The organism is Paracoccus solventivorans (assembly GCF_900142875.1).
Classification (GTDB): Bacteria; Pseudomonadota; Alphaproteobacteria; order Rhodobacterales; family Rhodobacteraceae; genus Paracoccus; species Paracoccus solventivorans.
Genome location: NZ_FRCK01000004.1, coordinates 180,169 through 192,803 on the forward strand (window position 1 = coordinate 180,169; position 12,635 = coordinate 192,803).

The 12,635-nt window shown below is 67.4% G+C and carries 14 protein-coding genes; 10 read left to right on the top strand and 4 right to left on the bottom strand.

All coding sequences use genetic code 11. The features are described from left to right. Positions 1 to 24: 24 nt before the first annotated feature. The 3 genes from BUB57_RS08670 to BUB57_RS08680 form a co-directional block, all read right to left on the bottom strand. Positions 25 to 618 (bottom strand): HD domain-containing protein, encoded by a 594-nt coding sequence (locus tag BUB57_RS08670; RefSeq protein WP_073065334.1) that lies wholly within the window; start codon positions 616 to 618, stop codon positions 25 to 27. 103 nt (positions 619 to 721) lie between these two features. Further along, on the bottom strand, positions 722 to 1,261 hold the full coding sequence (gene secB / locus BUB57_RS08675; RefSeq protein WP_073065337.1) for a protein-export chaperone SecB: 540 nt from the start codon (positions 1,259 to 1,261) through the stop codon (positions 722 to 724). Between the two features lie 55 nt (positions 1,262 to 1,316). Then, positions 1,317 to 1,874 carry an FxsA family protein gene (locus BUB57_RS08680; RefSeq protein ID WP_073065341.1) on the bottom strand — a complete coding sequence of 186 codons (558 nt, stop codon included), beginning with the start codon at positions 1,872 to 1,874 and terminating at the stop codon, positions 1,317 to 1,319. Positions 1,875 to 1,977: 103 nt separating this feature from the next. Here BUB57_RS08680 and BUB57_RS08685 point away from each other — a divergent pair, with 103 nt between their 5' ends. The 7 genes from BUB57_RS08685 to BUB57_RS08715 all read left to right on the top strand — a co-directional run bounded on the left by BUB57_RS08685 (position 1,978) and on the right by BUB57_RS08715 (position 8,947). Then, positions 1,978 to 2,622, top strand: a complete 645-nt coding sequence (locus BUB57_RS08685) for a Tim44/TimA family putative adaptor protein (RefSeq protein WP_073065344.1) — start codon at positions 1,978 to 1,980, stop codon at positions 2,620 to 2,622. Between the two features lies 1 nt (position 2,623). Beyond that, a complete protein-coding gene (locus BUB57_RS08690) occupies positions 2,624 to 3,247 on the top strand; it encodes a Smr/MutS family protein (RefSeq protein WP_073065347.1) in 624 nt (207 codons plus the stop codon). Between the two features lie 97 nt (positions 3,248 to 3,344). Beyond that, positions 3,345 to 4,256 carry a calcium-binding protein gene (locus BUB57_RS08695; protein WP_084732052.1) on the top strand — a complete coding sequence of 304 codons (912 nt, stop codon included), beginning with the start codon at positions 3,345 to 3,347 and terminating at the stop codon, positions 4,254 to 4,256. 147 nt (positions 4,257 to 4,403) lie between these two features. Further along, positions 4,404 to 4,673, top strand: coding sequence for a 30S ribosomal protein S15 (rpsO, locus tag BUB57_RS08700; RefSeq protein ID WP_073065350.1), 270 nt, complete (start codon positions 4,404 to 4,406; stop codon positions 4,671 to 4,673). Positions 4,674 to 4,838: 165 nt separating this feature from the next. After that, on the top strand, positions 4,839 to 5,375 hold the full coding sequence (locus BUB57_RS08705) for a hypothetical protein (RefSeq protein ID WP_073065353.1): 537 nt from the start codon (positions 4,839 to 4,841) through the stop codon (positions 5,373 to 5,375). A gap of 244 nt (positions 5,376 to 5,619) precedes the next feature. Then, positions 5,620 to 7,767 (top strand): polyribonucleotide nucleotidyltransferase, encoded by a 2,148-nt coding sequence (pnp, locus tag BUB57_RS08710; protein WP_073065356.1) that lies wholly within the window; start codon positions 5,620 to 5,622, stop codon positions 7,765 to 7,767. 73 nt (positions 7,768 to 7,840) lie between these two features. After that, a complete protein-coding gene (locus BUB57_RS08715) occupies positions 7,841 to 8,947 on the top strand; it encodes a rhamnan synthesis F family protein (RefSeq protein ID WP_084732053.1) in 1,107 nt (368 codons plus the stop codon). Positions 8,948 to 8,950: 3 nt separating this feature from the next. Here the strand turns inward: BUB57_RS08715 and BUB57_RS08720 are convergent, their stop codons facing one another. After that, positions 8,951 to 9,742, bottom strand: a complete 792-nt coding sequence (locus BUB57_RS08720; protein ID WP_073065359.1) for a glycosyltransferase family 25 protein — start codon at positions 9,740 to 9,742, stop codon at positions 8,951 to 8,953. Between the two features lie 45 nt (positions 9,743 to 9,787). On the opposite strand from BUB57_RS08720, the gene BUB57_RS08725 reads away from it, so the two are divergent. The 3 genes from BUB57_RS08725 to BUB57_RS08735 are packed head-to-tail and all read left to right on the top strand — an operon-like array spanning position 9,788 to position 12,630. Continuing rightward, complete coding sequence (locus BUB57_RS08725) at positions 9,788 to 10,597, top strand: glycosyltransferase family 2 protein (protein WP_073065361.1); 810 nt, start codon at positions 9,788 to 9,790, stop codon at positions 10,595 to 10,597. A 9-nt stretch (positions 10,598 to 10,606) separates the two neighbouring features. Further along, positions 10,607 to 11,533 carry an ROK family protein gene (locus BUB57_RS08730; RefSeq protein ID WP_073065364.1) on the top strand — a complete coding sequence of 309 codons (927 nt, stop codon included), beginning with the start codon at positions 10,607 to 10,609 and terminating at the stop codon, positions 11,531 to 11,533. Further along, positions 11,521 to 12,630 carry an N-acetylglucosamine-6-phosphate deacetylase gene (locus BUB57_RS08735; RefSeq protein ID WP_073065368.1) on the top strand — a complete coding sequence of 370 codons (1,110 nt, stop codon included), beginning with the start codon at positions 11,521 to 11,523 and terminating at the stop codon, positions 12,628 to 12,630. Before BUB57_RS08730 ends, BUB57_RS08735 begins: the two co-directional genes overlap by 13 nt. The last annotated feature ends 5 nt before the right edge of the window (positions 12,631 to 12,635 follow it).

Consider the following 12,635-nt stretch of genomic DNA (forward strand, 5'->3'; position numbering starts at 1 on the left):
GCGGACGCCGGCCTTGCCTGAGGTTCAGCCGTCCAGCCGCGCCATCAGCGCCTCAAAGCGCGCAAGGAACGCCGCGCGGGTTTCGGCCGGCGGGCGCAGCCGCAGGCTCAGCCCGTCGGTGCTGATGCCGCGGGGCAGGGGGAACAGCCGTTCGGCCTCGGCCGGGGTGAAGCCGGCGATCCCCACCGCCTCGAGCCGGGCCGAGATGCGGTCGGCGCGCTTGATCTGCGCGCGCACCGGCGCCGGAATGACCGCGGGCAGGCCGAAGCGGCGGTGCACCGCCGCGGCGATCCGCGCGTCCATGTCCTGATATTCCCGCCCCAGCGCCGCCTTGACCGGCGAGATCATGTCCCCGATCACATATTCCGGCGCATCATGCAGCAGCGCCGCCAGCTGCCAGCGCGGATGCGTGCCCGGGTCCAGCCGGGTCAGGATTTCCTCGACCAGCAGGGAATGTTCGGCGACGGTATAGGCCCAGTCGCCGCGGGTCTGCCCGTTCCAGCGCGCAACAAAGGCCAGCCCGTGGGCGATGTCCTCGATCTCGATATCCACCGGCGTGGGGTCCAGCAGGTCCAGCCTGCGCCCCGACAGCATCCGCTGCCATGCCCGTTTCGCCATCACGCGGCCCCTTTGCTGCGGGTTGTGCCGAGGCAGGGAAAAAAGGCCGCCCGGCGGGGCGGCCTGATCTGCGCGGTGCCGGCCATTGCCGGGGCCGCCCTGGTCAGGACAGGGGCTGGCCTTCGGGACGGCCGCCCTGCGCCTGCTGGGCGCGGCGGGCGAGTTCCTGGCGATACAGCGCCACGAAGTCGATCGGGTCCATGTTGAACGGCGGGAAACCCCCGTCGCGGATGATGTCCGCCAGCACCCGGCGCACAAAGGGGAACAGCATCCGCGGACATTCGATCATCAGGAACGGATGCAGCTGATCCTCGGGGACGCCCTCGATCTGGAACACCCCGGCGTAATCCAGCTCGCACAGGAACATGGTGGATTTGTCGTTCGAGTTCACCGAATTGACCCGGTATTTGCAGATCACCTCGTATTGGTGATCGACCGGGCGCTTGCGGGCGTCCAGGCTGACCTGCACCTGCATTTCCGGGGCAACCTCGCCGCCGATGCCCTTTTGCGCGACAATGTTTTCAAAGGACAGGTCGCGGATATATTGCGCGAGGATGTTCATCCGCACCGCGGGCGGCTGCGCCTGCTGCCCGTCTGCGGGCTGCGCGCCCGCGGGGGCGCCGTTGGTGGTGTCGTCGGTCATGTCGATCCTCGCGTCAGCGTTTCGCCCCGGGTGTTACCACCCCGGGCCCGCGCGCTCAATGCCGGGTCCAGCCCGAAGGCGGGCCGCGGCGGCCGCCCGGGCCCTGCGGCGGCGTCGGCCCCGCGTCGGGGTGGTCGTAATCCGGGGGCGGGACGTCCTCGTCGGTTTCCTCGACCACCACATATTCCGCGTCGATCACCGGCGGGCGGTGCGGCTGTTGCGGCGGCCAGCCCGGGCGGGTGCCGCGGGCACTGGCGGCGGCCGAGGCCCGCACCCGCCGCCCCAGCAGCCCCAGCAGCGCCGAGCGCACCGGCGGGATCAGCAGCAGGATCCCCAGCGCATCGGTGAAGAATCCCGGCAGCACCAGCAGCCCGCCGCCGATCATCGCCAGCGCCCCGTGCGCCAGTGGCCGGCCGGGGTCGCGGAAATCGTCGACCGCGCGCTGCAGGTCGACCATGGCCGCCATGCCCTGCAGCCGCATCGCCCAGATCCCGATCATCGCCGACAGCACCACCCACAGGATGGTGGCGGCGACGCCGATCTCCGAGCCGATCTCGATGAACAGGGCGATCTCGACGATCGGCCAGAGCACGAGCAATATCAGTAACCACATCGTTGAACCCCGCAGTAGGGCCGCAACTGGACTCGCGGCCTGGTGCCACCTACATAGTCAGGCATCGCCGTCACGCCAGACCAATCGCCCGAGGCCCCGCCCCATGTCCAATTCGATGCTTCAGATTCTGGTCCTGGCGGCCATCGCGGTGTTCCTGATCCTGCGGCTGCGCAACGTGCTGGGCACGCGCGAAGGGTTCGAGCCGCCGCGCCAGCCCACGCCGCTGTCGCGCCCGACGCTGCGAACTGTGACCGCCGAGCCTGAAAGCGACATCCTGGACCACGTCGAGGCCGGCACCCCCGAGGCCGAGGCCCTGGCCGCCATGCATCGGGTCGAGCCGCAATTCGCCGTCGGCCCGTTCCTTTCGGGCGCGAAACAGGCGTATGAGATGATCCTGACCGGGTTCGAGCGCGGCGAGATCGAGGAGATCCGCCCGTTCCTGTCCCCCGCCGTGGCCGAGGCCTTCGACGCGGTGATCGCCGACCGCACCGCCCGCGGCATCACCACCCAGATGCAGTATCTGGGCACCCGCGAAACTGCCGTGCAGGGGGCCAGCTTCGATCCGGCGACCGGGGTGGCGACGGTCTCGGTCCGCTTCGTGGGCGAGCTGATCGCGGCGCATCGCGATGCCTCGGGCGAGGTGATCGAGGGCGACCCCAAGGCCGCCCGCAAGCAGCGCGACATCTGGACCTTTGAGCGCCGGATGGGTCAGGACGACCCGAACTGGCAGCTGGTCGCCACCGCCTGACATGGCCCGCCGCCGCAACCGGGGCGGGCTGTCGGACGAGGACCGGGCACTGTGGGCGCAGGTCGCGCGCAGCATCACCCCCATGGCGGAAAGCCAGCGCCGCAAGATCGAGACCCCGTCGCCCGCACCCACACCCCCGGCCCCCGCAGCGGCGCCAGCCCCTGCACCGCGCCCGCTGCCGCCCGGCTTCGGCATCGGCCGCAGCGCCGCGCCCCTGCCGGTGCATGTGGCGCGGGTGCTGTCGCCTGCCCAGCGGCTGGCCGAACAGCCGCTGCAGATGGATGCGCGCACCCACCGCTCGCTGACCCGCGGCAAGCTGCGCCCGGATGCGCGGCTGGACCTGCACGGGATGACGCTGGCGGTCGCCAAGGCCGAGCTGACCGGCTTTGTCCTGCGCGCGCAGGCGGCGGGGCAGCGGCTGGTGCTGGTGATCACCGGCAAGGGCGACCGCGGCGGCGACGACCGCGGCCCGCTGCCGGTCCGCAACGGGGCGCTGCGCCACGAGGTGCCGCACTGGCTGGCGATGGCGCCGCTGTCGCGGGCGGTGCTGCAGGTGGTGCCCGCCCATGTCCGCCACGGCGGCGGCGGCGCCTATTACGTCTGGCTGCGGCGGTCTCGGGGCTAACCCATTAATCCTTAACGGACATTTCGGGTGATCGCAGGCGGATTCGGGGCTAGAACCGAGTCGTGGCGTCTGCGCCGCCTGTTGCCGAGGTCGTGATATGCTAGTGCTGCTCGGGTTGACCAGCTTGGTGATGCTGGCCGTGGCTTTCGATTTCATGTCGGACGACGACATGGACGAAAGCCAGCCCGGCGGATTGGACCCCGAGGACCCTGAGGACCCCGAAACTCCGGGGCAGTTGATCGAGGGCGGCGACGACGGCGTGTGGCTGGACGGCACCGCCGGCAACGACACCATCCTGGCGGGGGCGGGCGCCGACGACATCCGCGCCGGGGCCGGGGATGACTGGGTGCACGGCGGCGACGGCGACGACGTGATCCATGGCGACTGGACCACCACCGGCTTTGGCAACGACACGCTGCTGGGCGGCGCCGGCGACGACCGGATCTCTGGCGAGGGCGGCGACGACAGCATCGAGGGCGGATCGGGCAACGACACGCTGTTCGGGGGCGAGGGCGACGACCAGCTTGACGGCGGCACCGGCGACGACTGGCTGCACGGCGGCCCGGGCAACGACACGCTGCGCGCCGGTCCCGGCAGCGACGACCTGGAGGGGGCCGAGGGCGACGACCTGCTGATCGCCGACGAGGACGACCTGTTCCGCGACTGGCTGCATGGCGGCGAGGGCGACGACACGCTGGTCGGGAATGCGGACGACTGGCTGGAAGGCGGGCCGGGCAGCGACCTGTTCCAGCTGCCCGCCGGTGCGGCGCCCGAGCGTCCGCCCGCCACCATCGCCGATTTCGACGCCGCCGAGGACCGGATCGAGCTGCTGCTGGCGCCCGAAGACCTGTCCGCCGCGGTGGTGGCGATCGAGCAGCAGCCCGACGGCTCGGCGCTGATCCGGCTGAACGGCTCGCCGGTCGCGCATGTGCAGACCGCTGCCGGGCTGACCCCCGCGCATGTGACGCTGGCGCTGGCCCAGCCTGCGGCCCAGCCGGCCCCCGGCTGACCGGGCTTGCTGACCGGGCTTTCCTTTCGGCCCTGCCTGCCCTATACGCGCCCGATCCATCCAAACCGAATCGGGCGGATCACTCCACGGGCCTGCGCTGGACGACATCCCGGCCTGTGCCATCACCCTTTTGTTCAGGAGACCACGATGTCGATCACCGTCGAAGAAAAAGCCCGCGTCATGGGCGAATACGCCACCAAGAAAGGCGACACCGGCTCGCCCGAGGTGCAGGTGGCGATCCTCAGCTCGCGCATCGCGACGCTGACCGAGCATTTCAAGACCCACAAGAAGGACAACCACTCGCGTCGTGGCCTTCTGATGATGGTCGCGCAGCGCCGCAAGCTGCTGGACTATCTTAAGCGCAAGGACGAGCAGCGCTATACCGACCTGATCGCGCGGCTGGGCCTGCGCCGCTGATCGCGCCAGGCGTATCGGTTCTGGAACGCCCGTGGCAATGGCCGCGGGCGTTTTTCATTGCGGCGCCCCCGGGCGGCGATATCCGTTAAAATGCCGTTAATTCGAATCTGGATTCCGGGGGGCGGCGCCCTAATGCTCGGTCCGTAGTCAGTCGGAGTATACGTCATGTTGATCAACACGACCCTCAAGACCGTCGGATCGCTGCTGGGCATCGGCTCGACCACCCCCGCCGCTTTCGCCACCGGCCGGGCCGCCACCCCGCCCGCCGCCGCCTCGCCGCCGCAGACGGCCGCGGCGGTGCCGCTGCCCCCGCTGGGCGAGGCGGCGCGGTTCGACATCTCGCCCGAGGGGTTGCAGGCCGCGCAGCAATTCGCCGGTGCCGCTGCCAGTGCGGCGGCTGCCAGCGCTGGGGCTGCGACCGAGGCCAGCCCGGCAGCAACCTCCGCCCTGCGTGCGCCTGCGGAGACGGTGGCCGGCGCGGCTGCCGCCCGCCCCGCTGCCGCCCGCCCTGCCGCCCAGGTTCCGGACGACGAGGCCGCCGCCCGCGCCTGGGCCATCCGCGCGCAGGCCGGCGAAAGCAGCCTCGACATGCTCACCCGCATCGCCAGGCTGGCCGAACGCCCCTGGCCCACCGACAAGGCCGTGGATACCGCCCGTCAGGCCGATGAGGCTGCCGAACGCAAGACCCTCGCCATCGCCTGACCCTCGCTTTACTCGCGGCGCCGGATGTGTGCGGGCGGCAGCCTTGGCGGTTTGCCGCCCGCCCCGATTCCGCCCGCTGGCAGGAGCGTCGAATCCCTTTCCTTGCGCCGCATTTTCCGCTATGGCCCGCCAATCTGTGACGTGCGGCCAGCCCCCGGCCGCGTGCAAAGGATAGGGGGCGGCGGCAATGGGGCCGCCACATGACACGGGCGGCCGGAGGGCCGGCGCGCCCAGAGGAAATCATATGTTCGACGAAGTGAAGAAATCGATCCAGTGGGGCCAGGAAACCCTGACGCTGGAAACGGGCAAGGTTGCCCGCCAGGCCGACGGCTCGGTCATCGCCACGCTGGGCGAGACCTCGGTCATGGCCAACGTGACGTTCGCGAAAGAGCCGAAGCCGGGGCAGGACTTCTTCCCCCTGACCGTGCATTACCAGGAAAAATACTACGCGGCCGGCAAGATCCCCGGCGGGTTCTTCAAACGCGAGGCGCGGCCCACCGAAAAGGAAACCCTGACCGCGCGTCTGATCGACCGCCCGATCCGCCCGCTGTTCGCCCCCGGCTTCAAGCACGAAGTGCTGGTGATGTGCACGGTGCTGTCGCATGATCTGGTGAACGATCCCGACATCGTCGCGATGATCGCCGCCTCGGCCGCGCTGACCCTGTCGGGCGTGCCCTTCATGGGCCCGATCGCCGGCGCCCGCGTCGGTTTCGCCAATGGCGAATACGTGCTGAACCCCGAGGTCGCCGACATGGACCGCCTGCGCTCGAACCCCGAGCAGCGGCTGGATCTGGTGGTCGCCGGCACCCGCGACGCGGTGATGATGGTCGAATCCGAAGCCTATGAGCTGACCGAAGAGGAAATGCTCGGCGCGGTGAAGTTCGGGCACGAGCAGATGCAGCCGGTGATCGACCTGATCGTCGAGCTGGCCGAAGCCGCCGCGAAAGAGCCCTTCCCCTTCCAGTCGCCGGATTATTCCGCGCTGTACGAGCGGGTGCGGGCGCTAGGCGAGGCCGACATGCGCGCCGCCTATGGCATCTTCAACAAGGCCGAGCGCCGCGACGCCATCGAGGCCGCGCAGCTCAAGATCAAGGACGGCCTGACCGAGGATGAACTCGCCGACCCGAACCTGGGCTCGGCGCTGAAAAAGCTGGAATCGGGCATCCTGCGCGGCGACATCATCCGCGGCGGCGCCCGGATCGACGGCCGCGACAACCGCACCGTCCGCGCCATCCGCTCGGAAGTCGGGATCCTGCCGCGCACCCACGGCTCGGCGCTGTTCACCCGCGGCGAGACCCAGGCGCTGGTCGTCACCACGCTGGGCACCGGCGACGACGAGCAGATCATCGACGCGCTGCACGGCAATTTCCGCGAAAACTTCCTGCTGCACTACAACTTCCCGCCCTATTCCGTGGGCGAGGTCGGCCGTGTCGGCAGCCCCGGCCGGCGCGAGATCGGCCACGGCAAGCTGGCCTGGCGCGCGCTGCAGGCGGTGCTGCCCAGCCCGACCGACTTCCCCTATACCATCCGCGTGGTGTCCGAGATCACCGAGTCCAACGGCTCGTCGTCGATGGCCTCGGTCTGCGGCGGCTCGTTGTCGATGATGGACGCGGGCGTGCCGCTCAAGGCGCCGGTCGCGGGGGTCGCCATGGGCCTGGTGCTGGAAGACGCCGACAACTGGGCGGTGCTGACCGACATCCTGGGCGATGAGGATCACCTGGGCGACATGGACTTCAAGGTCGCCGGGACCGAGAACGGCATCACCAGCCTGCAGATGGACATCAAGGTCCAGGGCATCACCCCGGCGATCATGGAACAGGCGCTGGCGCAGGCGAAAGACGGCCGGATGCACATCCTGGCCGAGATGGGCAAGGCCCTGACCGAAGGCCGGCGCGAGTTTTCCGCCCACGCCCCGCGGATCGAGACGATGACCATCCCCACCGACAAGATCCGCGAAGTGATCGGCTCGGGCGGCAAGGTCATCCGCGAGATCGTCGAGGTCTCGGGCGCCAAGGTCGACATCAACGACGACGGCACCATCAAGATCGCCTCGGCCAACGCCGATGCCATCAAGAAGGCCTACGACATGATCCACTCGATCGTGGCCGAGCCCGAAGAGGGCCAGATCTACACCGGCAAGGTGGTGAAGCTGGTCGATTTCGGCGCCTTCGTGAACTTCTTCGGCAAGCGCGACGGCCTGGTCCACGTCTCCCAGATCGCCAGCCGCCGCCTGACCCACCCCAACGAGCTGCTGAAAGAGGGGCAGGAGGTCAAGGTCAAGCTGCTGGGCTTCGACGACCGCGGCAAGGTGCGCCTGGGCATGAAGATGGTCGACCAGGAAACCGGCGAGGAGATCTCGGCGGAGAAGCGGGATGAGTCGGCCGAGGGCTGATTCAGTGAAATGATTGGAAATGGCCCCTCGCAAGAGGGGCCATTTCTTACTTTCTTAATCCAGGTGGAGCGGCGTGGCTGACCTTCAGAAAATCAAGCGGGAACTGGCAAGACCGTTCAAGCAGCTTGCCCGTAATTTTTTTCTTCCGGCAAGGCGGGTCGGTGGGTCGTTGCGCCGTATTCGCTATGACGCGAACCGGAAAAAAAATATCCGCGTCACAGAAGGGGTACAAGCTGCCGGACGTGAAATTGCAGTTCTGCTGATCTACCAGCCGCAAGGTGTGTTGGAATCAACCTATTTCACCCTATCATATTTGGCGGAGCAAGGCGTTTCCACAATTGTTGTTTCCAATGCGCCGCTGGCGGATGATGATCGAGAGCGGCTGGCGGCAAACAGTTGCCTAGTGATCGAGCGCCCTAACGTTGGATATGATTTTGGAGGTTATCGTGAAGGGATACTGACGGTTCTGGAACGTCGCCTGCAGCCAGAGGCGCTTTATGTACTGAATGATTCTATCTGGTTTCCCCTCCGATCGGACAGTGATACCATCGAGCAGTGTCGGGAAGCTTCGGAAGACGTATTTGGGCTGAAAGCAAATATTCTTCGGAAGCGGCGCGGATGCCGAAGCATTTTGCATTCGTTCTTCTACAGGTTTTCGGCGAAGGTGGTTGCTAGTACTACTTTCTGTGATTACTGGAAGAATATGGCGCTAATTAATCACAAGCCTACAGTTATCGAAGAGTTTGAATTCAAGCTTGCCGAACACTTCCGTCACCACGGATTCACGGTTGGGAGTGTTATTAACCCCTCGAAGGTGACAGAATATTTAACGAACCTTCGCGACGGAGAAAAGCTACGACAAATTCTCAGGTATCAAATGAAGACTTTCCCGAGCCAGTCGGCATTTATTCAGAATATGCTAGATCAAGATTCGCTTGGATTGCCAGTAAATAAGCAAATTCCGGATGCAATTCAGAGTCACGGTATTTTCACAGTAACTTATACATTGCACCCGTGGATTTCACAGGCGCTTGGGTCGAACTTCGTAAAGAAGTCGAATCCATCTGATATGAAAGCAAAGCGCGTAGAAATTCGCCGTCTCGGGCTACACAGGAGCTACCATCCGACGGTTAGAGATGAAATTGAGCGTTGGGACACCCTTAGCGACCGGCAACATTAAAATTTAGTTTTTACGCCGCCGCCGCCAATGATGATTCGAGAGAAGCTGCCAGCGTGCCTTCAGAAAAATATCGCGGAGAGAGCGTCCAAGGTTGCGTTGGCGATTTGTTCGCTCCTGTTCAATGTTGGAATCTGAGCGATCATACTCCCGTACGATATCTGGGGAAACTGCCAGAGCCCTAAGACCAAGTTCCCAAGGGTTGATGAAATCTTCGTCTACCGGGCGGAAGATCCGTTCCCGTGATAACAGCTTGCGGGTACCGTCTTGTGTTACAAGATAAGCAGCCGCCGATGTTGGGCCATAACAATAGTCACGTAATTGAAATTGATCCGAGGCAACTACCCGATATTTTCCCTTGGGGTTGAAACGGCACAACATGATGATATCCCAGTCGCCTCGTTCAGCCGCCAGACGCTCTAAGCGACGCAGCGCATCCAGACTGACGATCTCGAAATCATCTTCGAGGACAAGCCGGTACGGTGCACCGCCTTCGACGATCTGTTTCCATGCGATCCGATGGCCAGAGTAGCAGGACACCTCGGCTGGCGTCATCATATGTTTTCGCCAGCGGCGGTTCATCTTGACGTCGTGAATCTCTGCAATGCGTGGATCATCCTTGGGGATGCTCATCACGAACTCGGGGGTCAGGCCATGCGCAGCAGCTTCCTCGACGGCGCGTCGGCGGCGCGGGCTGTCTTCTGGTTCGATGGTGATGACCAGCGGGTTGTGGATGGACAAGGCCGGGCTCCGGGCAATAATCAGGCGCGCCGGTCCGCAAGCGCGCATAGTGGACATGGGCAATGTTCATTGCGTTGAGCCGTCAATAATGGACCAGACCCCATGATGCTACCCATCTCTGCCTTCATCATCTGCCAGAACGAAGAGCGGGTGATCGAGGCCTGCGTCCGCAGCGTCTCGTTCTGTGCCGAGATCGTGGTGGTGGACAGCGGCTCGACCGATGCCACGCTGGCGATACTCGAACGGCTGCGGGCCGGGGGGCTGCCCCTGCGTGTCCTGCACGAGCCTTGGCGCGGCTTTGGCGCGCAAAAGCAGTTCGCGCTGGACCAGTGCACGCAGGACTGGTGTTTCAGCATCGACAGCGACGAACGGGTCAGCCCGGCGCTGGCCCGGCAGTTCCACCGGTTGCTGGCCGATCCGGGGGTGAACGGCTGGCAGATCACTCGCTATGATTATCTGAACGGCTACGGCTATGTGCCGCCCTCGTCGCACGAACGCTATCACAACCGGCTGTTCCGGCGCGGCACCGGCCGCTTCAACACCACCGACCTGGTGCACGAGGGGATCGAGATCGACGGGGTGGTGAAAAAGGCCGTGCCGGGGGGGCTGCTGCATTTCAGCCCGATCGTGCTGCACGATCAGATGCTCAAGGAAAACAAGTATTCGACCCTCAAGGCGCAGATGAAGCAGGACCGCGGGCTGCCGCCGCGGCCGTGGAAGATGCTGGTCAGCCCGCCGCTGTTCTTCCTGCGCTGGTATCTGCGGCACGGGATGTGGCGCTGCGGCTGGCCGGGGTTCATCCATTGCGCCAAGGGCGCGATCTACTCCTTCCTCACCGAGGCGAAGCGTTATGAGAACGCGGCGATGCGGCGAGTGCCGCCGGTCGAGCCGGCGGATGTCTCGAGATACTAGCGAGGGACCATGATCTGCGGCGGGCTCGACATCGGCGGCACCAAGATCGAGGCGCGGCTGTTCGGGCCGGGGATGGAACCGGGCGGCAGCCGGCGGGTGGAAACGCCGCGCAGTGACGCGGGCGCGTTCTTTGCGGCGCTGGCGGCGCAGGTGGCGTGGCTGCGCGCGCAGGGCGGGGCCGGTCTGCCCATCGGCATCGCCATGTCGGGGGTGGTTCAGCCGGATAGCGGGCCTGACAGCGGGATTGTCCGCGCCGCGAACCTGCCGATCGGCGGCGAGCATATGGCAAGCCGCCTGCGTCAGATCGCCGGGCGGGCGCTGCCGGTGATGAACGACGCCATGGCGCTGGCCTATTCCGAGGCGAATGGCGGGGCGGGCAGCGCCACGGGGGCCTCGGTCGGGCTGGTGCTGGGCACGGGGCTGGCGGCGGGGCTGTGTCTCGACGGCCGGCCGGCGCCGCGCCACGGCGGCATCGCGGTAGAGCTTGGCCATTGCGGGATGCCGGCGCGGGCGCTGGCGCGGCACGGGCTTGGGCTGTGGCCCTGCGGCTGCGGGCGGCAGGGCTGCATCGAAAGCTACGTCGCGGGGCCCGGGCTGGCGCGGCTGGCCGATGGAATGGGGATCCCCGGCGGCGCCAGGGTGCTGGCAGACGCGCCCGGCGCCGAGGCGGTGCTGGACGTCTGGGCCGATCTCGCCGCCGAGGCGCTGGAGGTGCTGCAGATGACCCTCGCCCCCCCGGTCGTCGTGCTGGGCGGCGGGTTGTCGCGGATGCCAGGGGTGGTGGCGCGGCTGGAACGCGCGCTGGCCCCGCGGCTGATGGCGGGGGTGCCGCCGCCGGCGCTGCGGCTGGCGCGGTTCGGGGATGCCAGCGGCGTGCGCGGCGCGGCGCTGCTGGCGCTGCGAGAGGCCGAAGGGGGCGCGGCATGGACGCGCTGATCGCCCCGGCGCTGACCTGGGTGGAGGGCGCGCTACGCCCCGGGCTGGCGCTGCGCATCCGCGGCGGGCGCATCGAATCGGTGGCGCCGCTGGCCGGGACGACGCCGGACCTGCGCGTGCATCTGGCGATGCCGGGGCCGACCGACCTGCAGGTGAACGGCGGCGGGGGCGTGCTGTTCAACACGGACGCCTCGGCCGCGGGCATCGCCGCCATCCGCGCCGCGCATCGCCGCCTGGGCACCCACGCGATCCTGCCGACCGTGATCACAGACGCCCCCGAGGTGCTGGAGGCCGCCGCCGATGCGGTGATCGCCGCGCGCGGCCAGCCGGGCATCGAGGGCATCCATATCGAGGGCCCCCACATCGCCCCCGAGCGCCGCGGCACCCACGACCCTCGCCATATCCGGCCGCTGGACGTGCGCACGCTGGCGGTGCTGGAACGGCTGCGCGCGGCGGGGGTGCCGGTGCTGCTGACGCTGGCGCCGGAACTCGCCGATCCCGCGCTGCTGGCCCGGGCGCGGGCGCTGGGGGTGGTGCTGTCGGCCGGGCATTCCTCGGCCAGCGCCGATGAGGCCGGGGCGGCATTTGGCCGCGGCATCACCATGGCCACGCATCTGTTCAACGCCATGCCGCCCCTGCACCACCGCGCCCCGGGGCTGGCGGCGGCGGCGATCCTGTCGGACGCCTGGCTGGGGATGATCGCCGACGGGCTGCATGTGGACTGGCCGATGCTGCGGCTGGCAATCGCGGCGCGGCCGCAGCGGGGGCGCTGCTTCCTGGTCTCGGACGCGATGCCCACCGTGGGCGGCCCGGATCAGTTCACCCTGTATGGCAAGCGGATCCGGCTGGAAGACGGGCGTCTGGTCAACGATCAGGGTGCGCTGGCCGGGGCGCATCTGGACATGATGACCGCGCTGGCCCGGCTGCATCTTCTGGGCGGCGTGGCGCTAAAGGACTGCATCGCCATGGCGACCGATGCCCCGCGCGCGGCGATGGGGCTGGCGCCGCTGCGCATCGCCCCCGGCACCCCCGCCGGCGCGGTGGCGGTGCTGGACGCGGGGCTGGGCTTTGCCGGCTGGCTCGACGCGCCGGGTTGACGCAT

Excerpts from the sequence above, each read along its gene's own strand:
- BUB57_RS08670 (WP_073065334.1), bottom strand. The coding sequence starts at position 618 with ATGGCGAAACGGGCATGGCAGCGGATGCTGTCGGGGCGCAGGCTGGAC.
- secB (WP_073065337.1), bottom strand. The coding sequence starts at position 1,261 with ATGACCGACGACACCACCAACGGCGCCCCCGCGGGCGCGCAGCCCGCA.
- BUB57_RS08680 (WP_073065341.1), bottom strand. The coding sequence starts at position 1,874 with ATGTGGTTACTGATATTGCTCGTGCTCTGGCCGATCGTCGAGATCGCC.
- BUB57_RS08685 (WP_073065344.1), top strand. The coding sequence starts at position 1,978 with ATGTCCAATTCGATGCTTCAGATTCTGGTCCTGGCGGCCATCGCGGTG.
- BUB57_RS08690 (WP_073065347.1), top strand. The coding sequence starts at position 2,624 with ATGGCCCGCCGCCGCAACCGGGGCGGGCTGTCGGACGAGGACCGGGCA.
- BUB57_RS08695 (WP_084732052.1), top strand. The coding sequence starts at position 3,345 with ATGCTAGTGCTGCTCGGGTTGACCAGCTTGGTGATGCTGGCCGTGGCT.
- rpsO (WP_073065350.1), top strand. The coding sequence starts at position 4,404 with ATGTCGATCACCGTCGAAGAAAAAGCCCGCGTCATGGGCGAATACGCC.
- BUB57_RS08705 (WP_073065353.1), top strand. The coding sequence starts at position 4,839 with ATGTTGATCAACACGACCCTCAAGACCGTCGGATCGCTGCTGGGCATC.
- pnp (WP_073065356.1), top strand. The coding sequence starts at position 5,620 with ATGTTCGACGAAGTGAAGAAATCGATCCAGTGGGGCCAGGAAACCCTG.
- BUB57_RS08720 (WP_073065359.1), bottom strand. The coding sequence starts at position 9,742 with ATGTCCACTATGCGCGCTTGCGGACCGGCGCGCCTGATTATTGCCCGG.
- BUB57_RS08725 (WP_073065361.1), top strand. The coding sequence starts at position 9,788 with ATGATGCTACCCATCTCTGCCTTCATCATCTGCCAGAACGAAGAGCGG.
- BUB57_RS08730 (WP_073065364.1), top strand. The coding sequence starts at position 10,607 with ATGATCTGCGGCGGGCTCGACATCGGCGGCACCAAGATCGAGGCGCGG.
- BUB57_RS08735 (WP_073065368.1), top strand. The coding sequence starts at position 11,521 with ATGGACGCGCTGATCGCCCCGGCGCTGACCTGGGTGGAGGGCGCGCTA.